The organism is Rathayibacter sp. RFBD1, assembly GCF_002932915.1.
In the GTDB taxonomy this organism is placed as follows: domain Bacteria; phylum Actinomycetota; class Actinomycetes; order Actinomycetales; family Microbacteriaceae; genus Rathayibacter.
Window position 1 is genome coordinate 330,382 of the sequence record NZ_PSWQ01000009.1, and the last position, 25,117, is coordinate 355,498.

Here is a 25,117-nt window from a genome sequence, read left to right on the forward strand (position 1 = left end):
TGCGGTGCACGGAGTCGTGGAGCCCGGGTTCGAGGGGGTCCGCGACGCCTTCGCCGAGGCCGTCCGGCCCGGCTCGGGAGCGGCGGTCGCGGTGCGGCTGCACGGCCGGCCGGTCGTCGACCTCTGGGCGGGAGAGGCGGGGGCGGAGGAGCCGTGGCGGGAGGACACCCTCAGCGTCGTCTTCTCGTGCACGAAGGGCCTCGTCTCCCTCCTCGCCGCACGTCTCGTGCAGGAGGGGCTGCTCGACTACGACGCCCGGGTGGCCGACTACTGGCCCGAGTTCGCCGCGGCGGGCAAGGCCGACGTGCGCGTGCAGGACCTGCTCGCCCACCGGGCCGGGCTCTCGGCCCCCCGCCTCCCGCTCACGACCGCCGACCTCGCCGACTGGGATGTCGTCGCCGGGCGCCTCGCCGAGCAGGAGCCCCTGTGGGAGCCGGGCACGGGGTACGCCTACCACCCGATCACGCACGGCTGGCTGATCGGCGAGGTGATCCGCCGGGTGACCGGGCGGAGCGTCGGCGCCGCGTTCCAGGGGCGGATCGCCGGACCGGTCGGCGCGGAGGCGTGGATCGGGCTGCCCGCCTCCGAGCAGGGTCGCGTTGCGACGATGCTCGTCGGCCCCACCCTCGCCGAGCTCACGGCGGCGCAGGCCGCGGCGCGCACCCCCGGAGTCGTCGACTGGGGCGAGCGGGCGATGACCCTCGGCGGTGCGCTGCCCGTCGAGCTCGTCGGACCGGGCACGGGCTTCAACGATCCCATGCTGCAGGCCGCCGAGATCCCCGGGGCGGGCGGCATCGGCTCGGCCCGGGCGCTCGCCGCGATCTGGTCGGCGGCGTTCACCGAGACGGACGGCGTGCGGCTGCTCGAGGACGCGACGATCGAGCGGGCCACCGCTCCGCTCAGCAGCGGCCCGCCGGTGTGGCCGGTGCCGGGCCCGTGGCCGGCCTGGGGCTGCGGCTTCCAGCTCGGCACGGACGCGCGCCGGTACCTCACGCCGAGCGGCTTCGGGCACGACGGCGCGGGCGGACAGGTCGCCTTCGCCGACCCGGACGCGGGAGTCGGCTTCGCGTTCCTCACCAACCGGATGGAGGGGGTCGGCGACGTGCGCGCGACCCGCGTCGTCGAGGCGCTCGCGACCGCGCTGCGACTGCCCGTTCCGCGCGGACTCTGACCCCTCCGCCCCACCCCCGTCAAGGGGTGGGGCGCCCGGTCGGCGCCGTCCTAGCGTCGGGGGACGGGCCGACCGGAGGGGCGGTCCGGGATCCAGGGGAGGGCGAGATGCAGAAGCTGTACTACGCGAGCGGATTCGTGCTGCTGGGCGACGAGGTGTGCTCGGCGGTCGTCGAGTACGCGCAGGCGCTGGCGAACGTGGGGAAGTCGGACCTGGTCGTGGTGCCGTCGCTCTCGGACGAGGGGCTGCGAGGCGAGACCCGTCTCCTGGTCGGACCGGCCAGCCAGCTCTTCACCAGCCCGGCGCTCGACCGCGGCGTCGACCTCGACGATCCGGAGGCGGTGGAGTCGATGCGCGAGAAGACCCGACGGCTCCAGCCCGCGCGGCCGACCGTGCAGCCGCGCGGCGAGGGCGACGACAGCGAGGACGACGGCGGGACCGACTACCTCTGACGCCTCAGGTGTCGAGCGTGGTGCTGGGGCGCTCGCCGAAGCGGTGGGCGTACGAGGCCGAGAACCGGCCGAGGTGCGCGAAGCCCCAGCGCCGTGCGACCTCGCTGACGCTGACGACTCCGGACTCGCCCGCCCGCAGCTCCTTCTGCACGCCGTCCAGCCGGATCCGCCGCAGGTAGTCGACCGCGGTGAAGCCGAACTCGCGCCGGAACTCGGTCTGCAGCGTCCGCAGGCCGATGCCCGCCGCGTCGGCGATCTGCTCGGTCCGGAGCGGCTCGTGGGCGTGCTCGTACATGTACTCGATCGCCTGGCGGAGGCGCCCCGAGCGGGGTACTCCGAGGTCGCCGGGAGTGTCCAGCGTCGCGTGCGGGAAGGTCTCGAGCAGGGCGACGGCGACCGCGCGGTCGGCCTCGCGGCGCAGAAGCGGCGAGCTGTCGGCGTCGTAGATCACCCGGGCGACCGTCGCGACGGTCGCCGACCAGCGCCGCAGCGCCGCGCCCTCGGGTCGTGCGGTGGTGTCGAAGAGGAGGGGGCCGCGGGTGCCCTCGACCTCCTCCGCGATGCCCTCGAGGTACGCGCCGTCGAAGTGGATGAGGTTCTGGCGGTAGTCGTGGAACTCGAACCGGCTGGGACGGTCGTTGACGAAGATCGCCGGCTGCCCGAATCCGAGGGTCACCGCGTCGCCGTCGAGATCGGTGACGCCCGCGCCGGCGGTCAGCCACGAGACGACGTACTCGCCCTCGGTCTGGATCGAGCCCTGCACGGAGCCGGCGAACTGGCTGCCGCGGAGCGTCACGTCGCCGTCGCCGACGGAGGTGTAGCGGTACGAGAAGTCCTCGCCGGGCTCGACGACGAAGCGGTGCCCGTTGTACGACTGCTCGAAGAGAGCCCGCGCCTGCTCGATGTCACGCCCGCCGATGTCGGAGCGCATGACCTCGTCCTTCTCGTTCATCCCGATCAGGGTCGCACGAGGAGCGCTCCTCACCGCGTGCCCCGAACGGGGAATTCGTTAAGCGGATAAACCAGTCGCGGGTCCGGCGGCGCGGGTCATGGCCTGGACGGTCGCCGCCTGGAACTGCGTGAGCAGCACCACGGTGTGCCGCGCTCCGGCTTCCACGGCGAGCGAGAAGGTGGCGCCGGCCGGAGTGGCCCGCCAGGAGCGGATGTCGCGGGTGCCGACGCGGGTCGAGTCGCCGGTGCCGGCGCTCCGCAGCACCAGGGAGTCGGGCAGCACGCAGAGCGCGCCCGTCACACCGTCGACAGTGGAGGAGCACTCGAAGCCCGCGTCGTCGTGCACCGCACCGGCGAGCTCGACGAAGTCGGTGACCTCCATCGGCTCGTCGTCGTCGCGCCTGGACACGGCGCGCTCAGGCAGCGTGCGTGAGCCCGGAGGACTCGGGCTGCTGCGCCGGCTCGGTGACGATCCGCAGGCCCCGGCCGCTGTTGGCCTCCTCCATCAGTGCGCGCACCCAGGTGGCGTTGATCGCCGGCATGCGGCTTCCGTGGAACGAGAACTGGAGAGGGATGGTCGGGTGCAGCCAGAGCGTCTGGCGTCCGGTGCCGTGCGCGCTCGAGGCGTCGAGCTGGAAGGCGAACGCCTCGTCGCGACGGAACTTGTTGATCATGACGATCTGGAGGTGCGCGAGCGCGCGGTCGTCGATCTCGTGCGAGGTGGGGGGAGTGCCGTAGAGGAGAGCGCCCATGGTGCGTGCCGCCGTTCTGTGCTGTGTCGCGGGTGCCGGCCGCGACGGTGGGGTGCCCCGGCGAGTGCCGCCGGGAGGGGGAGTGCGAGATGGTGGGGGTGTTCGTGGGGAGCAGGACCCGGGGTGTGCTGTGCCGCCGAGTCGAGTGTCCGGAGTGTCGATCCGGGGGTGCCGGGCTCCGGGATGTCGAGCCCGGATGCCGTCGCGCCGAGCCGTCGATCCCCGCTGACGCCTGCTCTGCAGGCCCGTGGAGTCGGGCGGTCGGGCCGTCCCTCCGGCTGTTCTCCGAAAGTACGCCCCTCGTTCGGAGGGCACGTGCCGCTATCCGGAATGCGAAGCAGTGGCCCCGGCCGCCGGGCGGACTCCCAGCCGGGCGACTCCGGGGCTCAGTTGCCGGGTGCCTCCGGTGGGCGGGGCGGCTGCGTCGAGACGGCGCGCTCGTGCGCGAGACATCGCCTCGGCAGTGAGGTGCCGGGCGGGCCGGCAGTGTCTCGGCAGGACGGGGCAGGTGTCGGTGGGTGCTCGGACGGGAGTGAGGCCCCTGCGTACGCGCTGCGCGAGCTCCTGCGGCGAGACGCTGCTCTCGTGCGAGAGGCGCCGCCTTCCGCGGTGGTGTCTCGCCGGGTTGGCGGTGTCTCGGCAAGTCGGCGGGAGGAGGAGGGTGCGCTCCTCCTCGAGTCGTCGCGCCGCTCCGGCGGGGGTGCCGACGCTCAGAAGGCGTAGCGGACGCGGCAGTAGGGGAGGCGCTCGGCGAGGAGGGCGCGGAAGCGGTCGAGGGCCGCGCGCTTGAGGTCGCGTCGGTAGCGGATGTTGACGGCGCCGTTCTCGGAGACCTTCTGCTCCTGGCGTCCCGGCTGCCAGAGCAGCGACTCCGCCTTCGGGTGCCAGCCGAGGTTCACCTCGTGCAGGCCCTCGTTGTGCGTGAGGAGGATCACCTCGGCCGCGAGCTGCGCCTTCGCCCGCGGGTGGAGGGCGGCGTCGAGCTGGTCGAAGAGCTCGGTCCAGTCCTGCTGCCAGGTCTCGGTGAGGATCACGGGCGAGAAGTTGACGTGCACCTCGTAGCCGGCGTCGACGAAGTCGTTGATCGCCGCGATCCGCTCGGCCATCGGCGAGGTGCGGATGTCGGTGACCTTCGCCGTCTCGGCGGGCATCAGCGAGAACCGGATGCGGGTGCGCCCGAGCGGGTCCCACTCGAGGAGCTCGCGGTTGACGTACTTGGTCGCGAAGGACGCCTTGGCGGTGGGCGACATCCGGAACAGCTCGCAGAGGTCGCGGACGTTCTCGCTGAGCAGCGCGTCGACGGAGCAGTCGCTGTTCTCGCCGATGTCGTAGACCCAGGCCTCCGGGTCGCACTGGTTCGCCTCGGCCTTGGGGCCCTGCTTGCCGATGTGCCGGGCGAGGTGGCGCTGGATCTGCTCGATGTTCGTGAAGAGCGTGATCGGGTTGCTGTAGCCCTTCCTCCGTGGCACGTAGCAGTAGACGCACGCCATGGCGCAGCCGTTGGCGGTGGAGGGGGCGATGAAGTCGGCCGAGCGGCCGTTCGGGCGCGTGACGAGCGACTTCTTCACCCCGAGCACGAGCGCCTCCGTCTTGATGCGCACCCAGCGCGCGACGTTCGCCTCGTCGCCGTGCACCTCCGGGATCAGCCAGTGCGACTCGACGGGCACGATCTCGGCGCCCGGCCACCGCGCCAGGACCTCCTGCCCGCGGGGCAGCTCGAGCGCGGCCGGCTCGGCGTAGATCCGCCGGATGTCGAGCAGGCGCCGCTCGCGGACCGGCGCGGACGCGGAGCTCGGAGCGGTGTCGGACATGAGTCCGTTCTACCGGCGACCACCGACATCCGCGGAGGCGGGGCCGTCGCCCGCCGCGCAGGTCCTCCGCCCGCCTGCAGGAACCGTGGCGCCGCTCCCTCAGGATGGAGGCATGCCCTCCTCCGCCGACCGCTTCCGCCGCGCCGCCGTCGAGCTCGCGCAGACCTCCGAGCGGCAGGTCGAGTGGGCGCTCGCCGTCGCGGAGGATGCGCGCCTCCTCGCCCTGATCGACGAGCTGCCCGCGCAGCACCGGCAGCCGTCCCTGCTCTTCTCGGTCGCGCGGCTGCTCGGCGTGCCCGACGTCGACGGCGCCGGATTCGCCGCATGGCTCCGGAGCGAGTGGGCGCGGGTGGCGCCGGTGGCGGCGGAGCGGAGGACGCAGACCAACGAGGCGCTGCGGTGCGCGCCCCTGGTCGCGGCGCTGGAGCGGATCACGGAGCCCGGTGAGCCGGTGGCGCTCGTCGAGATCGGCGCCTCCGCGGGGCTCTGCCTGGCGCCGGAGCGGTACTCCTACGCCTTCACGGCGAGCGACGGCGAGACGCGGCTCGGGTCGGGCGCGCCTCTGCTGCGGTGCGCGGTGAGCGGAGGCCCGGCGCCGGCGCGGCTGCCGGTCGTCGCGTGGCGCCGGGGGCTCGACCTGGCACCGCTCGACGTCCGCTCGCCCGAGGACGTCGCCTGGTTGGGCGCGCTGCTCCCGCCCGACCGCCCGGAGCGGACCGCGCGGCTCCGCTCGGCCGTGGAGACTCTGCAGGACGACCCGCCCACGATCGTCGCGGGCGATGCGGCCGCCGAGCTGCCCGCCCTGCTCGACGCGGTGCCGCCGGGTCTGCGGACGGTCGTCGTCTCGCTCGGGACCCTGGTCTATCTTCCGTGGGCCGCGCGCGAGAGCGTCCTGGCGACGGTCGCCGATCGCGGCGCGAGCCTGGTGACGCTCGAGGCGGAGGCGCTGCTCCCGCACCTCGTCGCCGCGCGCGGGGACCGCACGGCCCCCGAGCCGACCCCGTTCCTGCTCGCCGCCGACGGCGTCCCGCTCGCGAGCGCGGCCGCCCACGGCGGCACCCTCTCCTGGCTGGCCTGAGCCGCGCTCCAGCGCCGTGTGCGGGCTGCCCGAAGCCCGGGAGGTGCCCGGCGCCCGGCGCCCGCTCCGCCCCGGCGCTCGACCCGCGCCCACTGTTCAAGAGTTGTCGCACTCAGCGTCGAGTGCGACAACTCCTGGACAGTCGCGAAGGAGAGGGCGTCGAAGTGCAGAGCTCAGAGCTCGGAGTCCCGGCGCTCGACCCGCGCCCACTGTTCAAGAGTTGTCGCACTCGGCGTCGAGTGCGACAACTCCTGGACTCTCGCGGAGGGGAGGACGGTCGAGCGCAGGACTCAGAGCTCAGAGCCAGAGCTCAGAGCCAGAGCCAGAGCCAGAGCCAGAGCTCAGAGCTCCCAGCTCGAGCGCCCTACAGCCCGTCGACGACGAGCTGCGTCGCGCGCGGGACGTACGAGGTGTTCGTGGTCGGGTCCCAGCCCACGAGCGCGACCGCGTCGCCGCCGACGCGCGCGGTGATGCCCACGAGCGAGAACGGCTTGCCGCCCACGGCTCCGGACACCTTCCAGCCGAGCGTCTCGTCGGCGCCGGTCAGCGTCTGCTCGGTGCGCTCGACGGTCGTCTCGACCGGCACGCCCTGCATGGCGAAGAGCGTCGAGCCGGAGGCGCAGCGCGTGGTCGCGTCGGTGGCGCTCGCGAGGAGCGAGGCGGCCGCGTCGGCGGTGCCGGTGCTCGACACGACGGCGGTCATGGAGCGGTCGGCGCTGGTGCCGTACGAGAGTCCGGCGGCGGGCTGCGCGGTGTCCCAGCCCAGGCCGAACGGCGAGAGGCAGCTCGCGTCGGTCGCGGTGAGGCCGGGGTAGATCGAGTCGAGCATCTCCTGGATGCTCGCGTACTCGCCGGGCACGAACTGCACACCGGTCAGCACGGCGGCCACCTGCTCGCCGGTCTTCTGAGCGGTGTCGGCGGCAGGGGCGGCGGCCGTCGCGGTGGCGGACGGGGCGGCCGACGACGAGGGGAGCGTCGGAGTGAACGGGCGGAGGGTCGATCCGCTCGTCGCGGTCCCCGCGCAGCCCGAGAGGGCGAGCAGCAGCGCGCCCCCGATCAGAGTCGTGCGCAGCAGTGTCTTGGACATCATGTCTCCCCCTTCGCCCGCCGGCGCCGCACCGGGGCGCCTGAGGCTAGCAGAGCCTCGCGTCCCGGAGGCGGCCGGGCGCCGCCCGCAGGACGGAGGCGGCCCGGTGCTACCCGCAGACCGGAGGCGGTCCGGCAGCGCGTGCAGATCGGAGTCGGCCCGGCCCCGCCCGCACGACGAAGCCCGGAACCCCGAACCCACGCCTCCGATGGCCGCTCGCACCTCCGCTCCGCAGCTCAGATCTCGGTGTGCCCGAGCTCGGCTCCCGCGAGCAGGCGGATCTCCGGCTCGGCGATGCCCTCCAGCTCCAGCACCACGACGCGGTTGCGGCCGGCGCGGGTGACCGGCGAGGGGACGATCAGCGTCCGCTGCGGTCCGCGGCGCCAGTAGCGCCCGAGGAGGAAGCCGTTCACCCAGACCAGGCCCTTGCCCCAGTGCAGCGTGTCCACGTACAGGTCGGCCTGCTCGTCGAGGTCGAACGAGCCGGAGGCGAGCTGCGGTCCGGCCGAGAACGCCGGTGCCGCGACGGCCAGGTCGGGGAGGCACTCGAGCGCGAGGGCGCGCGCCGCCCAGCCGGTCAGCGGGGCGCCGTCGAGCGTCACGCCTCCGATCAGGCCCTTGTGCTCGCCGATGCGCGTGCCGTAGTTCACCCGGCCCTGGTTCTCGACCAAGATCGCGAGCTCGCCCCGTCCGCTCGGCAGCGTCAGCGCCCGCTCGTGGTGGTCGCGCGCCAGCACGCCCACCGGCACGCCGTCCAGCAGCACCCAGGCGCGGTCGCGCACCTCCTCGCCCACCACGAGGCGGGCCGGGGCGGAGGAGCCGTCGAGCGTCGTCGTGAAGAGCACGAAGCCGTCGTCGTGGCCGAGGTCGTCGAAGCTGGCCATCGCGTCGAGGTGCGCGGCCGGTCCGAACGCCTGGCCGAGGCCGAGGAGCGCCGGGCCGGGGACGAGCGGAGCGGTCAGGGCGGGGGCCGGCGGGCGCACCGCGGGCACCTCCTCCGGCACCGGCGCGTAGCGCGCGATGACGTCGCGGAACGCCCAGAACTTCGCGGTCGGGTCGCCGCCCTCGTCGAGCGGGGCGTCGTAGTCGTAGCTCGTCGTGATCGCGGCGTAGCGGCCCTTGTCGTTCGCCCCGCTGGTCAGGCCGAAGTTGGTGCCGCCGTGGAACATGTAGATGTTGACCGAGCCGCCGGCCGCGAGCAGGGTGTCGAGCTCCTGCGCGGAGGCGTCGGCGTCCGTCGTGTGGTGCTGGGTGCCCCAGTCGTCGAACCAGCCGCACCAGAACTCCATGCACATCAGCGGCCCGGTGGGCTGGAACTCGCGCAGCGTCGCGAGGCGCTCCGTGGTCCGCGAGCCGAACGAGCCGGTGAGGTGCAGGCCCGGCAGGCTGCCGTCGGCGAGCATCTGCGGAGTGGGCTGGTCGATGGTGGTCAGCGGCACCGTGATGCCGGAGTCGCGGGTCACCCGCACGAGCTCGGCGAGGTACTCCTTGTCGGAGCCGTACGCGCCGTACTCGTTCTCGATCTGCACGAGGACCACGGGCCCGCCGGCGTCGATCTGGCGCGGGGCCACGATCGAGTACACGCGGCGCAGGTAGTCGCTGACCGCGGCGAGGTAGTTCGGCTCCGAGCGGCGCACGCCCACCTCGGGGTCGCGGAAGAGCCAGGCCGGGAGGGCGCCGTTGTCCCACTCCGCGCAGATGTAGGGGCCGGGGCGCACGATCGCGTGCATGCCCTCGGCGGCGATCAGGTCGAGGAAGCGGCCCAGGTCGAGCCCGGCGTCCTCGCGCCACTCGCCGCGGCGCGGCTCGTGCGCGTTCCAGGCGACGTAGGTCTCGATGGTGTTCAGGCCCATCAGGCGGGCCTTGCGGATCCGATCGGCCCAGAGGTCCGGGTGGATGCGGAAGTAGTGCAGCGCCCCCGACAGGATGCGGTGCGGGCGGCCGTCGAGCTCGAAGTCGACGGTGCCGATGGCGAAGCGGCTCTCGGGAGCGGTGGTCATCTGGATCCCCCTCAGGATCGGTGCCCGGTGTGTCCGAGCGTGAGAACGACGCGGGGCCGACCGGAGCGATCCGGCCGGCCCCTCGTCGAGCAGTGGTGCTACTCCGAGACGGTGAAGCCCTGCGCGTTGCCGTACTGGACGAGCTTGCTCTGCCAGTCGGCGAGGCCCTGGTCGAGGCTGGTGCCGTTGGCGTACGCCTGGCCGACGGTGTCGCCGAAGACGCTGTTCGCGTAGACCTGGTAGGGCAGGTACGACCAGCCGGAGCGGACGTCCTTCGAGGCCTGGGTCAGCACCTCGTTGATCTTCTGGCCGCCGAAGTACTCCGACTCCTGACCGGTGAAGTCCGAGCTGTCGAGGTCGGCCGTGGTCGACGGGAATCCGCCGCTCTGCAGGAAGACGTCGACCGAGGCCTGGTCGCTGTTCAGCCAGCGCAGGAACGCGGCGGCCAGCGCCGGGTTCTCGCTCTGCTTGGTGACGGACTGGCCGCCACCGCCGTTCTCGGCGCTGACGGCGGTGCCGTCGTAGGTCGGGATCGGCGCGACGGCCCAGTCGCCGGAGGCGTCGGGGACGCTGGACTCCAGCACGCCGGGCATCCAGGCGCCGGTCACCAGCGAGGCGATGGAGCCGTCGGCGAGGCCCTTGTACCACTCGTCGCCCCAGGCGGGGGTGTCCGAGAGCAGCTTCTTCTCGACGAGCTGGTTCCAGACGCCGGTCCACTTGGCGGTGCCCTCGTCGGCGAGGTCGATCTTCACGTCCGTGCCGTCGGTGGTGAACGGCTCGCCGCCCGCCTGCCAGATCATGCTGGTCGCGAAGCCGGCGTCGCCGGTGTCGGCGGTGATGTACTTCGACGGGTCGGCGGTGTGCAGCTTCTCGGCCGCGGCGACGTACTCGTCCCAGGTGGCGGGGACGGCGATGCCGTACTGGTCGAAGACGGTCTTGTTGTAGAACAGCGCCATGGGGCCCGAGTCCTGCGGGAGTCCGACGAGCTTGCCGTCGATGTTGACGCTGCCCCAGGTGGAGGCGGAGTACTTGTCCTCGAGGTCGCCCATGCCGTACTGCGACAGGTCGAGGAGCGAGTCCGACAGCGCGAACTGCGGCATGGCGTAGTACTCGATCTGGACGACGTCGGGGGCGCCCGAGCCTGCCTTGATCGCGTTCTCGAGCTTGGTGTACTCGTCCTTGTTGGTGCCGGCGTTGACGAGCTCGACGTCGACCTTCGGGTAGGCCTTCTCGAACGCGGCGACCTGCGCCTCGGCGCTGGGGGTCCAGCTCCAGTACGTGATCTTGCCACCGGCCTCGAGGGCGGAGTCGAGGTCGGCGGCGGAGCCGGCGCTCGTGGTCGTGCCGCCACCGGAGGTGGACGAGCAGGCCGCGAGGGAGCCGGCGGCCAGGGCCGCGACGGCCGCGACCGTCAGGGTCCGCCTGAGGGCGGAACGGGCGATCTTCATGGTGGTGTTTCCCTTCACTTCTTCGTGCTGCGGGTGCTGTGGACGGGGCAGGACGCTCCGGCCGGGGGATGGGTAGGGGGAGGGCTCAGCCCTTGACGCTGCCGGCGCTCAGACCGGACTGCCAGAAGCGCTGGAGTCCGAGGAAGGCGACGACGATGGGGATGATCGTGAGGAGCGAGCCCGTGATCACGAGGTTGTAGATCGGCTGCGCGCTGACGCCGGTGGCCTGCGCGTTCCACTGGTTGAGGCCGACGGTGAGCGGGTACCAGGTGGGGTCGCTCAGCATGATCAGCGGGAGGAAGTAGTTGTTCCAGGTCGCGACGACCGAGAACAGCAGCACGGTCACGATGCCGGGGGCGAGGAGGCGGATGGAGATGGTGAAGAAGGTGCGGAACTCGCCCGCCCCGTCCATCCGCGCCGCTTCGAGCAGCTCGGTGGGCACCGACTCCACCGCGTAGACCCACACCAGGTACAGGCCGAACGGGCTGATCAGCGAGGGGATGATGATCGCCCACGGGGTGTTGGTCAGGCCGAGCTGGCTGAACATGAGGAACGTCGGGACGGCGAGGGCCGTGCCGGGGACCGCGATCGCTCCGAGCACCACGGCGAAGACCGCCTTGCGGCCCGTGAAGCGGAACTTCGCGAGGCCGTAGCCGGCGAGCGTGGCCAGGAGCGTCGCTCCTCCGGCGCCGACGACGACGTAGAGCAGGGTGTTGCCGAGCCAGCGGAGGAAGATCCCGTCGCGGTAGCTGAGGGTGTCGGCGATGTTCTGGAAGAAGACGAAGTCGCCGTCGAACCAGAGGCCGAAGCTCGAGAGCAGGCCGGCCTGCGTCTTCGTCGCGTTGATGACCAGCCAGGCCAGCGGCACGAGGCTGTAGAGGATGAAGACCGACATCAGCAGGGTGAAGGCGATCGACTTCTTGGGCTGCACCGAGGAGCCGCGGCGGGCGGCCGGGCGCTTCGGGGCGCGGGCGGGCGTCCGGGGAGCGGTCGCGAGGGCCATCAGTTCTCCTTCCGCGCGCCGCGGAGCTGCACGACGTAGGCGATCACCGCGGTGATCACGCCCATGACGATGGCGACCGTGGCCGACGCGTTGTACTGCTGACCGGCGAAGGACAGGTTGTAGGCGTACATGTTCGGGGTGAAGTAGGTGGTGATGATGTTCGGCGCCAGCGTCCGGAGGATGTTCGGCTCGTTGAACAGCTGGAAGCTGCCGATGATCGAGAAGATCGTGGCGATGACGATCGCGCCGCGCAGGGCGGGCAGCTTGATCGAGCGGATGACGCGCATCGGGCCGGCGCCGTCGATCTCGGCCGCCTCGTAGAGCTCGCCGGGGATCGTCTTCAGCGCGGAGTAGAAGATGAGCATGTTGTAGCCCACGAACTCCCACGTGACGATGTTGCCGATCGAGGCGAGGATCCAGTCGCGCGAGAAGGGCTGGACGACGTCGGAGCCGAGCAGGTCGTTGACGTTCGCGGCCAGGCCGAAGTTGTCGCCGTAGATGAAGCCCCACATCAGCACCGCGACGACCGCGGGGACGGCGTAGGGGAGGAAGACCACGATGCGGAAGAAGCCGGTGCCGTGGAGGCGGCCGCTGTCGATCGCGAGCGCCGCGACGAGGGCCAGCACGAGCATCACGGGGACCTGCACGACGAGGAACAGCAGGACGCGGCCGAAGCCCTCCCAGAAGTTCGGGTCGGTGAAGATCGCGGCGTAGTTCGCGAAGCCGACGAAGGAGTTGCCGCCCACCAGCTGCTCGCGGAAGAGGCTCAGGTAGATCGAGTAGACGACCGGGGCGATGAAGACCAGGAGGAAGACGACGAGGAAGGGGGCGACGAACGCCAGGCCCTTCCACTCGCTCTTCGCCCGCGACTTCGGGGCCGCGAGGGGGGACGCCGGAGGGGCGACCTCGCTCAGCGGGACGGGGGGAGACGTCGTCGTCATGGGATTCCGTTCGGGGAGTAGTGCGGGCCCGCCATGTTCACGTCAACATGGCAGAGCGTCACCGTAGCATGTCCACGTCGCCACCCGCGACTGTTCCTGCGTCACGGTTCGGCGCACGATGCACCACGGCTGACGGGCGGCGCGCTATAAAGGGAAGCCCATGTCACTCGAGACCGACCGCCCGTCCCCGTCCACCCGGCCGCGACGCGGCGTCTCGATGGCCGACGTGGCCCGGCGCGCGAACGTCTCGGGCCAGACGGTCTCGCGGGTGTCGAACGGCAAGCAGAACGTCGACGGCGAGACGCGCGAGCGGGTCCTCGAGGCGATGCGGGCCCTCGGCTACCGGCCCAACAGCGCGGCGCGGGCCCTGCGGACGGGCCGCTTCCACAGCATCGGCGTGATCATGTTCACGCTGTCCTCGTTCGGCAACATGCGCACCCTCGACGCCATCGCGATCGCGGCCGCGGATGCGGGCTACTCGATCACCCTCATCCCCGTGTCCCACCCCACCCAGGGCGAGGTGTCGGTCGCGTTCCACCGGCTGAGCGAGGAGGCGGTCGACGGCGTCATCATCATCGTCGAGGCGCACCTGCTCGACGAGGCCGACATCGTCCTCCCGCCGGACCTGCCCGTGGTGGTCGTCGACTCCGCCGGCGGCGAGAAGTACCCGGTGGTCGACACCGACCAGATGTCGGGCGCCCGCCAGGCCGTCGAGCACCTGCTCGGACTCGGCCACCGCACCGTGCACCACATCGCCGGCCCGGACCGCTCCTACTCCGCCGAGCGCCGCCACGAGGCGTGGGAGTCGACCCTGATCGAGCGCGGCGCCCCGGTGCCGGAGGTGCTGGTCGGCGACTGGTCCACCGACTCCGGCTACCGCCTCGGCAAGCGGCTCGCCGCCGATCCGGAGGTCACCGCGATCTTCGCCGCCAACGACCAGATGGCGCTCGGCGTGCTGCGCGCCCTGCACGAGGCCGGACGCGCCGTGCCCGGCGAGGTGAGCGTCGCGGGCTTCGACGACATGCAGGAGTCGGCGAGCTTCTGGCCGCCGCTGACGACGGTGCGCCAGTTCTTCGGCGACACGGGCCGCCGCTCGGTCGACATCCTCCTGCGCGAGCTCGAGTCGGGCGAGCGCACCGGCGTCTCGCTCGTGCCGACCCGCCTCATCGTCCGCGAGAGCACCGGGCAGGCGCCCGCCGCCTCTTGACGCGGACGCGGCATCCGGGCCGCCTAGCCCAGAGATTCATCCGGCTCTCGACGCGGCGAACGTGCCAGTCTCGACGGCAGAGGAAAGGTTCTCGCTCTGATTGGCAGAAATTCGGTTTCCCTTCTCTGGTCGGACAGGAAACCGGAGCCAATAATCAGAGTATGGCGAAGAGAACCCTTCCGAGAACCGCAACATCTCGTTCGGGGCAGCAAATACTGCCCCCTGGACAAGGTAGTGAGGTTTACGAAAGCCCGGGAGCTTCACCCACTCGTAAGGCGACGGAGACGAAAATGTTATCGTCCTACCGTTAGCCTTCATTGTCGCGGTCGAGCGGCCCCAAGCGTTGGTGTGCGAAGACACAGTTTCAAATGTACTCCGCACGCAACCGATTGCTTCGAGTTGGTCTAGGGCAATTCGCGCGCCGGTTAGCGATTCGGTCAGCTCGCCAACGGTTGGCACATCTTGACTTGCGTGCAGGAGGCCGTTCCTTGCTTTCATGATCCCCGAATTGCCGAGACCCTTCGCGACCGCCTGCAAGGTCTCAATCATCTGTAATTGCGCGTGGGGCATTAGATCAAGGAAGGGTCTGATGTGCTGGAAGGGAAATTTCTGCAGATCGGTGATGGGTTCGAAACTTGGCCACTGATTTGTGGGACGCAAGAACGTGTCGCCACTTTCGCGGAGCTCGACCAGGAGAGAAGCGAGACGAGCAAAATTGGCGACGAGCTGAGCCAGTTGTGGTTTCTCTGAGAGGTTGTTTCGCTCATCCCCCGGCTCTCGCGAAGAATTGAGCTTCTCAATTGTGAAGGTTCGGGCGTTTTCGGCTACAAAGACAAAGGGTTGTTCGCTGCCGTAGTGATCGTGAAGCAACACCCATGTCGCGAATATGAGCGAATCGAAAAGGAAGCGTTCAAGTGCGACGAAGTAGTCTGAGGAAGTCGCACGCAGCCCTTCCGCGGTTGTCGACAAGTCGACGTGCGCAGTTTTTGCAAGTCCTTCCAACCCGCTATGAAGGCTCCAGTACTCATCGCGGATGTCCTGAGTGGGTTTCACTCGGAAGCCGAGCTTCCAGAGGATGGCGTCGCGTAGATGATCTTGTGTTTCGTCAATCGGTACCGCCAGAGCCGCGCACGCGCGCTCGGCGGATTTCCGGCGTTGTAAGAAAAGTTTTTCGATTACCAGGCCTGGCTCTGATGTCCTCAGGAATTCCTCGAGCTGATCATTAGGTGTAACTCCGGGAACTCCCTTCAGGGCCCAAGCCAAGTCATTCATCTCGTCGTTTGAGTCTGTGTCAAACATTAGGCGAGCAAGCGCTGAAAGACGCATTAGCGGAAGGGCTAAGTCTGTCCCGACTGCGCGAACTCCAAGATGACTGATCTCTGACCGTAAGCGCCAGGCGCCACTTCGAAGTGCGGCATTGACTTTCGGGGCTCTGATCTCTCCGGGCGCTATGCGAATTTGCTGTGACCGAACGCACTGGTCGAGAAGGGAGACGAGCGCCTCGTCCTCGAATAGGAGAATCAGCTGTAGTAGCTCGGACCGGTTCATGCGGGAGGTGTACTTGAGGGCATTACCTTGTAATCCAAGCGTGCGGACATAAGAATTCAACTGCGTTCCGCAAATCTTCTCGGCAAGGCGAATTAATACTCGAAGCTCGTCATCGGTAAAGGCGTCACCGAGAAGAGATGGGAGGGTTGCCCCATCCTTGACTTTATAGGGGTCGCTCTCGTCTTCAGTGATGTCCGACACGAAACCATTCCATTCGGACGGTTCGTTCGAGATTTGTTCGAGTGCTTTGTTTAGGAGTGGCCGCGAACTGTTGACACCCGCCTCCCAGCTTGTTGTGAGTTGAACGCGGTGGACAGCTCCGCAACCAATATCCGCGCAATGCTGGATGGGCACAGCGGTCGTGGGGGTGAGTCCACGTTCGTGCGGCGTCCGGAACATTCCATACGGGCCAATAAGGAAGTTTGCGGCGTGAAAAACTCCCTCAGGAATACCATCGAGTAATCTTAACGTGTCCTCGTGGCTGAGATATTCTCTTTCTTCCTTGAAGAGATCCGATGCGCGGTCATAAAGTGTGCGGCCGAAGATGAGTGGATGCCTCAATTTTCCTGCCTTTATCTCATCGGAAATGGCGGCGACCAGACGCTCGAGGTCGATGGCGCTCACGTCAACTAGTGGCTCGGTGTGAACTAGTGCAAGAAACACAAGGACGTTTGCGTCTTTGGCATTCACCTCTTCCTTGATTAGTTGCAGCCGCAGCCGCTTTCCAGCCTCGGTAAGAAGAATCGCGGCATTCAGCTCCTCGGAAGGCTTGTAATTTCGTTCGATAATGCAATCGCGGAGAATCGAGACGATCGAGAGCAGGTCAAGTAGTTTCGCCTGCCAGCCCTTATCGCTGTATTTGGCTGCGAGCTGTGCGCGGTTCAGGGGTTTGCTTGCCATGGGGGCCTCCTGGTTGCAGTCCGTAAGCGTGATGCTACCGACGATTCGAGCAAAACAAGAGAGAGAATTTTGAGTAATGGTCGCGTTGTATCAGCGGGGCAGTAGTCGATGGTCGAGCTGATCGGCGATGCAGGCAGGGTGGGGCGGGGCGCTGCCAAATCGTGAGGATGGCTAATTTTCTCGTCAACCATCCTGACAAGTGGATGCTCGTCCGAACCGCCATTAGAGGTGGAACCGGAGCCATCCTGGCTGGCAGTGGAGATGGTGAGCTAGTCAGGGGTTCGTTGCGAGTCCGGTCCGACCGGGTGGCTTCGGCACATCATCGACTCCAGTGGTTCGGGCAGACGTGGAGGCACGGCCCAGATGAGGCCGACGACGCTCAGCTCGCGATACTGTGAGCCCTCTCACCCCGGACCTCCAAGGAGACGCACATGTCGGTCGGCCTGCTCGCGGTTGTCGATGACATCCTCACCGCCGCCCTGAAGGCGAGCGCCAAGACGGCGGGCGTCGTGATCGACGACGCGGCCGTCACCCCGCAGTACGTGCAGGGCCTCACGCCGGCGCGGGAGCTGCCGGTGGTCGGGCGGATCGCGCTGGGGAGCCTGTTCAACAAGTTCGTCATCATCATCCCGCTGGCGCTGCTGCTCTCGGCGTTCGCGCCGCAGGTGCTGCCGTACCTGCTGATCCTCGGCGGCGCGTTCCTCTGCTTCGAGGGGGCGGAGAAGGTGCTCGAGTGGTTCGGCGTCTCGCACGGCGGCCACGAGACGGAGGCGCGCGACGAGAAGAAGCTCGTCTTCGGCGCCATCCGCACCGACCTCATCCTGAGCACCGAGATCATGCTGATCGCGCTCGACGGCCTCGACCCCGACTTCGGGATCTGGCCCACGCTCGGCGCGCTCCTGGTGGTCGGGCTCGGGATGACCGTGCTCGTGTACGGCGCCGTCGCGCTGCTCGTGAAGATCGACGACGTGGGCCTGCGCCTGATGAAGAACGCGGCCCGCGGCGTGCGGCGCACCGGAGCGAGGATCGTCGCGTCGATGCCGGTCGTGTTCCGCGCGATCAGCATCATCGGCACGCTCGCCATGCTCTGGGTCGGCGGGCACCTCGTCGTCGCGAACCTCGCCGAGACGGTGTGGCACGGTCCGTACGACCTCGTGCACGTCGTCACCCACGCGGTCGAGGGCGCGGGCCCGGTCGTCGTGTGGCTGGCCGACACCTTCGTCTCGATGATCTTCGGCCTCGTGCTGGGTCTGGTCATCGCGGCCGTCGTGATGGGCGTCTCGCGCCTGCGCACCCGCGACGAGGCGGCCGCGGGGCACTGAGCGGGGTCTCGGTACTCCGCGTGCCGCGGCCGGTCGACCGGCATGGGGGTGCGCGGTCGCTCCACCGGCGCGGAGGTGTGCGGCTGCCCGACCGGCACGGATCCATGCCGATCGGGTAGCCCGCGCCGCGGTCGTATCTGGATCTCACGACGCGCCGCCCGCGCAGCGCCGCTCCGACGGCGAACGACGGACCGCCCCCGTCCCCGGTGGGGCGGAGGCGGTCCGTGTCAAAGGGGGCGTCAGCAGCTGCGGGCCGCGTACGCTCCCGTCGCCACCGAGGTGACCTGCTCACCGTCGACCGTGCCCGTCGCGGTGACGGTGGCCTGGCCGGCCGGCAGCGAGGCCGCGCGCGTGGTGAACGCGGCGCTGCCGCTCGCGCCGGGCGCGACTCCGGTGACCTGCTTCGACCCGGAGGGCGTCGCGATGGTCATCGAGACCGGCACGCCGGACTCGTTCTTCGCCGCGACGGTGAGCGTCACCTTGCCGGCGATGCAGCGGGTGGTCGCCGTGACCGCGACCGCGAGGGCGACGGGCGCCTTCAGGGTCACCGTCACCGTCGTGGTCGAGGTGACGGAGCCGTCGGCCGCGCGGACCGCGATGGTCGCGACTCCGCCGTTCGCCGTCGTCGGCTGGGTGATCCGCACGGTGGCCGCCGAGTCGGTCGCCACTGCTCCGATCACCGGCATCGCCGTGCCCTCGACGGTGACCGCGTAGGAGGTGCGGGCCGGGTCGAACCCGGCGATGCCCGCTCCTCCGACGCGCAGGGCGCCCAGCGTGGCGACCGCGGCGGGCGAGGCGACCGACTCGTAGAGCTTGGTCTCGGCCACGATCAGGTGCGTGTTGTCGTAGGCGTTCATCACGACGCGGAAGGCCTTGGCCGTGACGGGCGCGAACGACGCGACCAGGGTCGGAGCCGTTCCGCCGGCCGGCGACGCGAGGGCCACGGCCGACTCGTAGCCGGGGACCGCGGTCCAGGTCGTGCTGTCGGCGGCCTGGTACTGCAGCTGGTAGGTCTGCGCCCAGCTGGTGCCGCCGTCGGCGAGGAACTGCACCGACACCTTCTCGACCTGGTGGGTCGAGGGGAAGGTGTAGGTCAGCGAGCTCTGCGCGGCCTTGGTGCCGTTGGTCCAGTTCGACCAGCCCTTGTCGCCGTCCACGCCGTTGCGGGTGCGCTCCGGTCCGTAGCCCGACTCCGACGACGACGCGGTCGCGACGATGCCGGCGTCCGGGTTGAAGTTGCGGAGCGTGCCCGTGGTGACGAGCACCGTGAGCGTGGCGGGGAGCGTCGCGCCGTCGGCGGTCGCCGTTCCCGAGACCGTCACCTGCCCGGCCTGGGCGAGGGAGGCGGTGGTGAGCGGCGTCCAGTCCCAGACGACCGGCACCGGGAAGGTGCTGGCCGAGGCGCCCACGCGGGCGGGGACCGTCGTCGGGGCCGAGGCCTTCACTCCGGCGACCGAGGCGCCCGCGGCGGCCGTGACCGACACGGGGTCGGTCGCGGTCAGTCCGCCGACGTCGACGAGCGCGGTGACCGTGATCGTCTGGCCGTAGAGGTCGGTCGCGGTGCCGGGCACCTCGACGCGGCCGGTCGCGCCGTACGCCGAGTCGGCGGGGCGCTGCCAGGTGACGGAGAGCGGTGCACCGGCTCCCCAGGAGTACTGCGGGGTGATGCTCGCGGGCAGGGTCGGAGCGACGCCCGCGGTGGTGCGGACGGCGATCGTCTGGCCGGCGGTCGGGGCGAGGTCGCGGAGGGACCACGACTGGTTCGCTCCGCCGTTGGAGGTGTAGACGCCGACCGACGCGTTGTCGGCACTGGAGCCGCCGTTCACGTCGAGCGACTGGGCGATCGACTCGTTGACGAGCGAGAAGTTCACGCCGTCGGTGGTGTTGACGATCCAGCGGGTCGCGGCGGTCGTCTTCGCCGCGTCGACGGACAGCGAGCGCAGGTCGGTGCCGGCGGTCGTGGCTCCGAGCACGCGTCCGTCGCCGTTGACGAGGACGACGCGGCGGGTGGCCTCGCGCTCGCCGGCGGCGACCTCGCGGACCGTCCAGGTCTGCTTGGCGGCCGTGGCGGAGTCGGTGGCGAGGCCGGTGATCGTGGTCGCGGCGCCCGAGGGGTTGCCGGTCAGGGCCTTGCCGCTCTGGGTGCCGACCAGCTGGTAGCGGTGGCCGTCGCGCAGGGCGGGGGCGGAGTCGGCGACTCCCGAGACTCCGTCGATCGAGAAGCTCGTGACCGACTTGGCGGGCACGGTGATCGTGGCGGTGCGCGAGATGCGGTCGACGCTCACCGGCGTCTTCGCGACCAGGGCGTTGCTCGTGGGAGCGGCTGCCGAGGAGGCCTTCGTGGTGACGTAGGGGGTGACCGTCGCGGTGTCGGCGATGGTGCCGAAGCGGGAGAGGTCGAGCACGACGGTCTTCTCGGTCGCGGTGCTGTTGGTGTGCACGACGGTCGCGCCCGAGCCGTCGCCGCGGACGGCGGCAGTGGAGGAGCTGTCGTTGGAGGGCATCAGGTGGTCGCCCTCGTGGATGAACTTGGTGAAGTTCCGGATGGTGTTGAACTTCGAGTTCGTCTCGACGCCGCAGACCGGGGCCTTGGTGGAGTCGCCACCGGCGTCGGCGACGCGGCGGACCGACTTCCAGACCTCGGTCCCGTTCTCCTGGTACGGCTTGCAGTCCAGGTCGATGTAGACGGAGCCCCAGTTGAGGTTCTCGCCCTTGGGCTTGGGCTGCTGCATGTTGTAGTAGTCCTCGACCGGCTGCCAGAGCACCCACGCCTTCGGCTCGAGCTCGCGCAGGTCGTCGTTGATGCGGCCGGCGATGCCGAGGCCGTTCTCCATGTTGGTGGGGTCGAAGCCGGTGACCCAGTTGCCCTCGATCTCGCTCATCCACAGGTCGGTGTCGGCCTGCTTCGCGAGGTCGCGGACCTTGAGGCGGCCCGAGGTGCCGTAGGTGTGGACGTTCATCCGGTCGACCTCGGCGCGGATCGCGGCGGAGTAGGCGGCCCAGTTCGTGGCGAAGATGTCGGGGTTGGTCTCGTCCATCGCGGCGAGGCCGGCGTCGGTGGTCGAAGCGTCCAGCGCGGCGGTGACGTCGGGGATCAGACCCGCCTGGCGCGTCGGGCCGACGTGCATGCCCTCCTGGCGTCCGCCGGTCGGGACGCCGTTGGAGAGCTGGGTGCTCCAGTAGTTCGTGTTCGGCTCGTTGAAGGGGTCGAGCGTGTCGAACTCGATGCCGTACTCGTCCTCCATGTGCTCGGTGACCTTCACGAGGTACTTCGCGAACTGCTCCTCGGCGGCGGGCTTCAGCTGCTCGCTGTTGCCGTCGAAGCCGCCCGACACGTAGCCGCTCTCGGTCATGAAGTACGGGGCGGAGTTGGAGAACGCCTCCCAGTGCGAGATCTGCTTCTCCTCGGCGAGCCTCTCGACCCACCAGCGCTGCGTCTCGTCGGCGGTCCAGTCGTAGGAGGCGGGGTCGTCCGCGTTCCACTTCGCCAGGAGCGCGTCGCGGTCGGCGAGCTTCGTGGAGGTGCCGCCGTAGGTCGACGCGTCGCCGGCCGGGTTCGGCTTCCACCAGCCCTCGACGGCGCCGCCCGGGCGGAGGTAGTCCTTCACATCGGAGGCGTTGCCGCCGCCGATGTTGTAGCGGGCGATGTTGAGGTCGAGGCCGCTGTCGCCGAAGACCTTCTGGTAGAGGTCCTCGCGGAGGGCCTCGGGATAGTCGCCGGTCGCGTTCGCGAACCAGACGAGGCTGGTGCCCCAGCCCTCGAACGCCTCACCGGCGGCGGCGGGGTTCGGCGTGATGCGGAACGCGTCCGCGGCCTGAGCGGGGGCCGCTGCGGCGGGGATCGCCAGCAGTGCTCCTGTGGCCAGGGCGGCGCTCGTGGCGAGCGCGGCGACCCTTCTGAAGGACATCGACATTGATGCGGTCTCTCTTTCGCCATCGAAATGCGGGCATGTTCACGTGAACGCGCCCTGACGGCCGACTGTACATGTTCACGTCAACAATCGGAAGGTGCTCAGGGGCGCGCGGGGCCCGCGTCGGCGAGAAGCCGGGAGTCGTCGCAGTCGGCGCCGAGTGCGACGAGTCCTGGAGGGTCGTGGGCATGCGGAGGCGTGCGGGTGTGTAAGCCACCCCCGTGCTCAGACGCGGTGCGTCGTCTCCGGGAAGGCCTCGGGCTCGCACTGGATGGTCGCGTGGTCGATGCCGTGGCGCTCGCGGAGCACGGCGAGCACCCGCGAGAGCGCGGTGCGGTAGTCGGCGTCGGGGGCGACGACCACGTGGCCGGTGGCGCTCTCCATGCCCGAGGTGATCGTCCACACGTGCAGGTCGTGCAGCGCGAGCACGCCGGGGACGGCGCAGACGTCGCGCTCGAGCGCCGCGAGGTCGACGTGCGCGGGCGCCGACTCCATGAGGATCCCCAGCGCCTGCCGCGTCAGCGACCAGGTGCGGGGAAGGATCAGCAGCCCGATCAGCACGCCGACGATCGGATCCGCCCACGCCCAGCCGGTGGTGAGCAGCACGATCGCCGCGACGATCACGCCGATCGAGCCGAGCGCGTCGCCGAGCACCTCGAGGGAGGCTCCGCGGAGGGTGATGCTCTCCTTCGCCCCGGCGGACAGCAGGCGCAGGCTCACGAGGTTGACCGCCAGGCCCACGACGGCGGTGATCAGGAGGGGGCCGCCGGGCACCGCGGGCGGCTCGGCGAAGCGGCGGACGGCCTCGACGATCACGAACGCGGCGACAGCGAACAGCAGCAGGCCGTTGGCGAGGGCGGCCAGCACTTCGAGGCGGTAGGAGCCGTAGGTGCGGCCCTTCGCGGCGGGGCGGGCGGCGAGCGAGATCGCGGCGATCGACATTCCGAGGGCCAGCACGTCGGTGCCCATGTGCGCGGCGTCCGAGAGCAGCGCGAGCGAGCCCGTCGCGACTCCGACCGCGAACTCGACGACCATGAACGCCGCGGTCAGCACGAAGGCGGCCACGAGCGGACGCCGGTGCCGTGCGGCGGCGGAGCCGGCCGGAACGCCGTGAGAGTGGCCCATCGGCTCCTCCGATCCCTGTTCGTATAAACAGTCTTGCATGCGTCCGGAGGCGAGCGCGAGGGCCCTCAGCCGACCAGCGGGTCCAGCGCCTCGCCGAGGTAGGGCGCCAGGGTCCGGGCGTAGGACTCGGTGAGGTGCCCGAGGTCGCGGTACACCTTCACTCCGCCGATCACGAGGGGGCAGCCGCGGTCGTCGCAGAACCAGCGGGTGAGGTCGACGGCGGCGGCGCCCGGCCAGTCCTCGGCGGCGGCGGCCATCAGCTCGCGGTCGGCGAAGGCCTCGTCGAGCGGCACGCTGCAGTCGGCCGCGGAGCCCGGCTCCTCGGCGCAGGCCAGCAGGGAGAGCGAGGGCAGCACCGGATTGTCGCGGATCGCGACCACCGTGGATCCGCGGGCGATCAGCGGCGCCCACGACTCGTGGAACCCGTCGATGCCGGCCTGCTCGTCGGGGGTGCCGGACGCGTCGACGAACACGGACTTCTTCGCGGAGTAGGCGGTGACGACGAGCGCGTACGGCTCCTGGCCCGCGAGCTCCTCCTGCAGCTTCCCGTTCCAGACGTCGCAGGAGCGGCGGGAGGAGGCGGAGTCGTCGCGCCGCTCCGCGGTCGAGAAGACGCAGCCCGTCTTGTAGTAGGTGTGCAGGTCCCAGCCGCGCTCCTCCGCGACGCCGCGCAGCGCCGGGAAGAAGGACGCCGCGTGCGAGTTGCCGATGAGCAGCACGCGGAGGCCGGCGGGATCGCCGAAGCGGCACTCCTTGAGCGCGGTGCCGGAGTTGCCCGTGCTGCACTCGTCGGTGTTCAGGGCGGAGCCGTCCTCCGAGGCGTCGACGGCGGGCAGGCTCGTGGTCCAGGAGTCGGGGCAGGCGTTCGCGAGCGCCGCGGCTCCGACGCAGCCCTCGGTCGAGACGGGGAGGGCGTGCGCGCGGGTGAGGTCGGCGGCGATCGCGGCGTTCGTTCCGGTGAGGCCCGTCGCTCCGACCAGGGCGGCGACGGCCAGCAGGGCCGCCGGGGCGAGCGCGCGGAGGCGGTGCGGGCGCTCGGCGGGGGCGCGGCGGTGGAGGGGGTCCTCGAGGAAGCGCTTCGAGGCGGCGGCCAGGAGGATCGCGGCGGCGATGACGCCCAGGCCCGCCGGAGCGGTCGGGTCCTCGCCGCTGCTCTCGCGCCAGAAGACCAGGAGCGGCCAGTGCCAGAGGTAGATCCCGTAGCTCAGGCCGCCCAGCCACACGAGCGGGCGCAGGGCCAGCAGTCGGCCGACTCCGCGCTCCGGGGCGGGGCCGGTCCCGGCGACGAGCACGAGCACCGCCGAGAGGGTCGGCCAGAGCGCGGCGGTGCCCGGGAACGCGCTCGAGACCTGGAGCACGAACCCGCAGGAGACGACTCCGATCAGCCCCAACCACCCGGCGACCGTCCGCAGGGCCGCCGGGATCGCCAGTCCCGGGAGCACGAGGGCCGCGAGCGAGCCGAGCCCGAACTCCCACGAGCGGGCGAGGGTGCTGTAGTACGCGGTCGGCTGGTCGATCCCCACCAGCACGACCGAGAACGCGAACGAGAGGACGGTGAGCGCCGCGACGAGCGCCAGCAGGAACCGCGGCAGCTGCGCGCGTCGCCGCAGCAGCACGGCGGCGAGGGTCGCGACGAGCACCAGGGCGAGCCAGACCAGGTAGAACTGCCCCTGCACCGACATCGCCCAGAAGTTCTGCACCGGCGAGTGGAAGTCGTCCTGCGCGAGGTAGTCCACTCCGGCCCGCGCGAGCGCGACGTTCTCGACGTAGAAGGTCGAGGCGAGCACCTCGGTGAAGGTCTGCAGCAGCTGCGAGGGGCGCAGGACGAGTGGAGCGAGCGCCGCGACGACGACCAGCACCACCGCGGCCGCCGGGAAGAGCCGCGAGGCGAGCCTCCGGAGGAAGGCGTTCGGACGCACGCGCCCGAACCGGCGGATCTGGCCGAGGAGGGTCAGGGTGGTGAGGAACCCGGCGATCACGAAGAAGACGTCGACGCCTCCGGAGACGCGGCCCAGCCAGATGTGGAACGTCGCGACCAGGAGGGACGCGACGGCGCGCAGTCCCTCGATCTCGGGCCGGTAGCCGGACGCGTCGGCCTTGCGCACCAGCGCGGACCGGCCGGAGGGGGCGGTGCGGGCGGAGTGGCGGGGCAACGGGTTCCTTCTGTGACGTCGGAGGGCGGTGGGGCGGGCGCCGTCGAGAGCGTCGGTGTCCAGGATCGCGCTCTCCCGCCCCCAGGGGAACCGTGTCCGGGGTGCTGTCCACCTGGTTGAGGGCTGCGGAGGCGAGGTGCGCGACAGGTGTCCGCTTACTCGGCTGTTCCGGGCCTTCTGAGTGCGGTGAGGACTCGGCAGCCGCCGTCCTCGCGCGCGACCACGGCGACTCCTGCGGAGTCGCCGGCGGGCCGGGC

General features: G+C 70.4%; 18 protein-coding genes. 5 read left to right on the forward strand and 13 right to left on the reverse strand.

The annotated features are described in order from the left end of the window. Nucleotides 1-4: 4 nt before the first annotated feature. Together C5D50_RS05155 and C5D50_RS05160 are read left to right on the forward strand one after the other, a co-directional pair. Nucleotides 5-1,171, forward strand: a complete 1,167-nt coding sequence (locus tag C5D50_RS05155) for a serine hydrolase domain-containing protein (protein ID WP_258069558.1) — start codon at nt 5-7, stop codon at nt 1,169-1,171. 107 nt (nt 1,172-1,278) lie between these two features. After that, nucleotides 1,279-1,623 carry a hypothetical protein gene (locus C5D50_RS05160; protein ID WP_104223414.1) on the forward strand — a complete coding sequence of 115 codons (345 nt, stop codon included), beginning with the start codon at nt 1,279-1,281 and terminating at the stop codon, nt 1,621-1,623. 4 nt (nt 1,624-1,627) lie between these two features. On the opposite strand, the gene C5D50_RS05165 is transcribed toward C5D50_RS05160, so the two are convergent. The 4 genes from C5D50_RS05165 to C5D50_RS05180 all read right to left on the reverse strand — a co-directional run bounded on the left by C5D50_RS05165 (nt 1,628) and on the right by C5D50_RS05180 (nt 5,137). Beyond that, a complete protein-coding gene (locus C5D50_RS05165) occupies nt 1,628-2,575 on the reverse strand; it encodes an AraC family transcriptional regulator (protein WP_104282948.1) in 948 nt (315 codons plus the stop codon). A 57-nt stretch (nt 2,576-2,632) separates the two neighbouring features. Further along, the gene (locus C5D50_RS05170) at nt 2,633-2,983 is read right to left on the reverse strand and encodes a hypothetical protein (protein ID WP_104223412.1); all 351 of its coding nucleotides are present in this window, start codon (nt 2,981-2,983) and stop codon (nt 2,633-2,635) included. A 7-nt stretch (nt 2,984-2,990) separates the two neighbouring features. Continuing rightward, a complete protein-coding gene (locus C5D50_RS05175; RefSeq protein ID WP_104223411.1) occupies nt 2,991-3,326 on the reverse strand; it encodes an ATP-dependent DNA ligase in 336 nt (111 codons plus the stop codon). 710 nt (nt 3,327-4,036) lie between these two features. Further along, nucleotides 4,037-5,137: a spore photoproduct lyase family protein gene (locus C5D50_RS05180; RefSeq protein WP_104282949.1), complete on the reverse strand. Its 1,101-nt coding sequence runs from the start codon at nt 5,135-5,137 to the stop codon at nt 4,037-4,039. 112 nt (nt 5,138-5,249) lie between these two features. Here C5D50_RS05180 and C5D50_RS05185 point away from each other — a divergent pair, with 112 nt between their 5' ends. Further along, the gene (locus C5D50_RS05185; RefSeq protein ID WP_181137296.1) at nt 5,250-6,215 is read left to right on the forward strand and encodes a DUF2332 domain-containing protein; all 966 of its coding nucleotides are present in this window, start codon (nt 5,250-5,252) and stop codon (nt 6,213-6,215) included. A 364-nt stretch (nt 6,216-6,579) separates the two neighbouring features. Here C5D50_RS05185 and C5D50_RS05190 read toward each other — a convergent pair whose 3' ends face one another. The 5 genes from C5D50_RS05190 to C5D50_RS05210 all read right to left on the reverse strand — a co-directional run bounded on the left by C5D50_RS05190 (nt 6,580) and on the right by C5D50_RS05210 (nt 12,694). Further along, entirely contained in the window at nt 6,580-7,305 is a 726-nt protein-coding gene (locus C5D50_RS05190; protein ID WP_104295376.1) for a hypothetical protein, read from the reverse strand. A 233-nt stretch (nt 7,306-7,538) separates the two neighbouring features. Next, nucleotides 7,539-9,302: a beta-galactosidase family protein gene (locus C5D50_RS05195; RefSeq protein ID WP_104282952.1), complete on the reverse strand. Its 1,764-nt coding sequence runs from the start codon at nt 9,300-9,302 to the stop codon at nt 7,539-7,541. A 98-nt stretch (nt 9,303-9,400) separates the two neighbouring features. Next, nucleotides 9,401-10,750, reverse strand: a complete 1,350-nt coding sequence (locus C5D50_RS05200) for a sugar ABC transporter substrate-binding protein (RefSeq protein WP_104223423.1) — start codon at nt 10,748-10,750, stop codon at nt 9,401-9,403. An 85-nt stretch (nt 10,751-10,835) separates the two neighbouring features. Further along, complete coding sequence (locus tag C5D50_RS05205) at nt 10,836-11,645, reverse strand: carbohydrate ABC transporter permease (RefSeq protein ID WP_258062773.1); 810 nt, start codon at nt 11,643-11,645, stop codon at nt 10,836-10,838. Between the two features lie 107 nt (nt 11,646-11,752). Continuing rightward, nucleotides 11,753-12,694, reverse strand: coding sequence for a carbohydrate ABC transporter permease (locus C5D50_RS05210; protein ID WP_104223405.1), 942 nt, complete (start codon nt 12,692-12,694; stop codon nt 11,753-11,755). Between the two features lie 160 nt (nt 12,695-12,854). Here C5D50_RS05210 and C5D50_RS05215 point away from each other — a divergent pair, with 160 nt between their 5' ends. Beyond that, nucleotides 12,855-13,901 (forward strand): LacI family DNA-binding transcriptional regulator, encoded by a 1,047-nt coding sequence (locus C5D50_RS05215; RefSeq protein ID WP_146086887.1) that lies wholly within the window; start codon nt 12,855-12,857, stop codon nt 13,899-13,901. Nucleotides 13,902-13,937: 36 nt separating this feature from the next. Here the strand turns inward: C5D50_RS05215 and C5D50_RS16330 are convergent, their stop codons facing one another. After that, entirely contained in the window at nt 13,938-16,349 is a 2,412-nt protein-coding gene (locus tag C5D50_RS16330) for a hypothetical protein (RefSeq protein ID WP_146086888.1), read from the reverse strand. A gap of 431 nt (nt 16,350-16,780) precedes the next feature. Here C5D50_RS16330 and C5D50_RS05220 point away from each other — a divergent pair, with 431 nt between their 5' ends. Beyond that, complete coding sequence (locus C5D50_RS05220; protein ID WP_104223404.1) at nt 16,781-17,671, forward strand: DUF808 domain-containing protein; 891 nt, start codon at nt 16,781-16,783, stop codon at nt 17,669-17,671. Between the two features lie 239 nt (nt 17,672-17,910). Here C5D50_RS05220 and C5D50_RS05225 read toward each other — a convergent pair whose 3' ends face one another. The 3 genes from C5D50_RS05225 to C5D50_RS05235 all read right to left on the reverse strand — a co-directional run bounded on the left by C5D50_RS05225 (nt 17,911) and on the right by C5D50_RS05235 (nt 24,860). Then, nucleotides 17,911-21,579: a glycoside hydrolase gene (locus C5D50_RS05225; protein ID WP_181137297.1), complete on the reverse strand. Its 3,669-nt coding sequence runs from the start codon at nt 21,577-21,579 to the stop codon at nt 17,911-17,913. A 228-nt stretch (nt 21,580-21,807) separates the two neighbouring features. Then, entirely contained in the window at nt 21,808-22,707 is a 900-nt protein-coding gene (locus C5D50_RS05230; RefSeq protein WP_104226358.1) for a cation diffusion facilitator family transporter, read from the reverse strand. Between the two features lie 65 nt (nt 22,708-22,772). After that, nucleotides 22,773-24,860 (reverse strand): acyltransferase family protein, encoded by a 2,088-nt coding sequence (locus C5D50_RS05235; protein WP_104282954.1) that lies wholly within the window; start codon nt 24,858-24,860, stop codon nt 22,773-22,775. Between the last annotated feature and the right edge of the window lie 257 nt (nt 24,861-25,117).

Excerpts from the sequence above, each read along its gene's own strand:
- C5D50_RS05200 (WP_104223423.1), bottom strand. The coding sequence starts at position 10,750 with ATGAAGATCGCCCGTTCCGCCCTCAGGCGGACCCTGACGGTCGCGGCC.
- C5D50_RS16330 (WP_146086888.1), bottom strand. The coding sequence starts at position 16,349 with ATGGCAAGCAAACCCCTGAACCGCGCACAGCTCGCAGCCAAATACAGC.
- C5D50_RS05160 (WP_104223414.1), top strand. The coding sequence starts at position 1,279 with ATGCAGAAGCTGTACTACGCGAGCGGATTCGTGCTGCTGGGCGACGAG.
- C5D50_RS05205 (WP_258062773.1), bottom strand. The coding sequence starts at position 11,645 with ATGTCGGTCTTCATCCTCTACAGCCTCGTGCCGCTGGCCTGGCTGGTC.
- C5D50_RS05215 (WP_146086887.1), top strand. The coding sequence starts at position 12,855 with ATGTCACTCGAGACCGACCGCCCGTCCCCGTCCACCCGGCCGCGACGC.
- C5D50_RS05230 (WP_104226358.1), bottom strand. The coding sequence starts at position 22,707 with ATGGGCCACTCTCACGGCGTTCCGGCCGGCTCCGCCGCCGCACGGCAC.
- C5D50_RS05195 (WP_104282952.1), bottom strand. The coding sequence starts at position 9,302 with ATGACCACCGCTCCCGAGAGCCGCTTCGCCATCGGCACCGTCGACTTC.
- C5D50_RS05175 (WP_104223411.1), bottom strand. The coding sequence starts at position 3,326 with ATGGGCGCTCTCCTCTACGGCACTCCCCCCACCTCGCACGAGATCGAC.
- C5D50_RS05220 (WP_104223404.1), top strand. The coding sequence starts at position 16,781 with ATGTCGGTCGGCCTGCTCGCGGTTGTCGATGACATCCTCACCGCCGCC.
- C5D50_RS05185 (WP_181137296.1), top strand. The coding sequence starts at position 5,250 with ATGCCCTCCTCCGCCGACCGCTTCCGCCGCGCCGCCGTCGAGCTCGCG.
- C5D50_RS05210 (WP_104223405.1), bottom strand. The coding sequence starts at position 12,694 with ATGACGACGACGTCTCCCCCCGTCCCGCTGAGCGAGGTCGCCCCTCCG.
- C5D50_RS05190 (WP_104295376.1), bottom strand. The coding sequence starts at position 7,305 with ATGATGTCCAAGACACTGCTGCGCACGACTCTGATCGGGGGCGCGCTG.
- C5D50_RS05165 (WP_104282948.1), bottom strand. The coding sequence starts at position 2,575 with ATGAACGAGAAGGACGAGGTCATGCGCTCCGACATCGGCGGGCGTGAC.
- C5D50_RS05225 (WP_181137297.1), bottom strand. The coding sequence starts at position 21,579 with ATGTCCTTCAGAAGGGTCGCCGCGCTCGCCACGAGCGCCGCCCTGGCC.
- C5D50_RS05180 (WP_104282949.1), bottom strand. The coding sequence starts at position 5,137 with ATGTCCGACACCGCTCCGAGCTCCGCGTCCGCGCCGGTCCGCGAGCGG.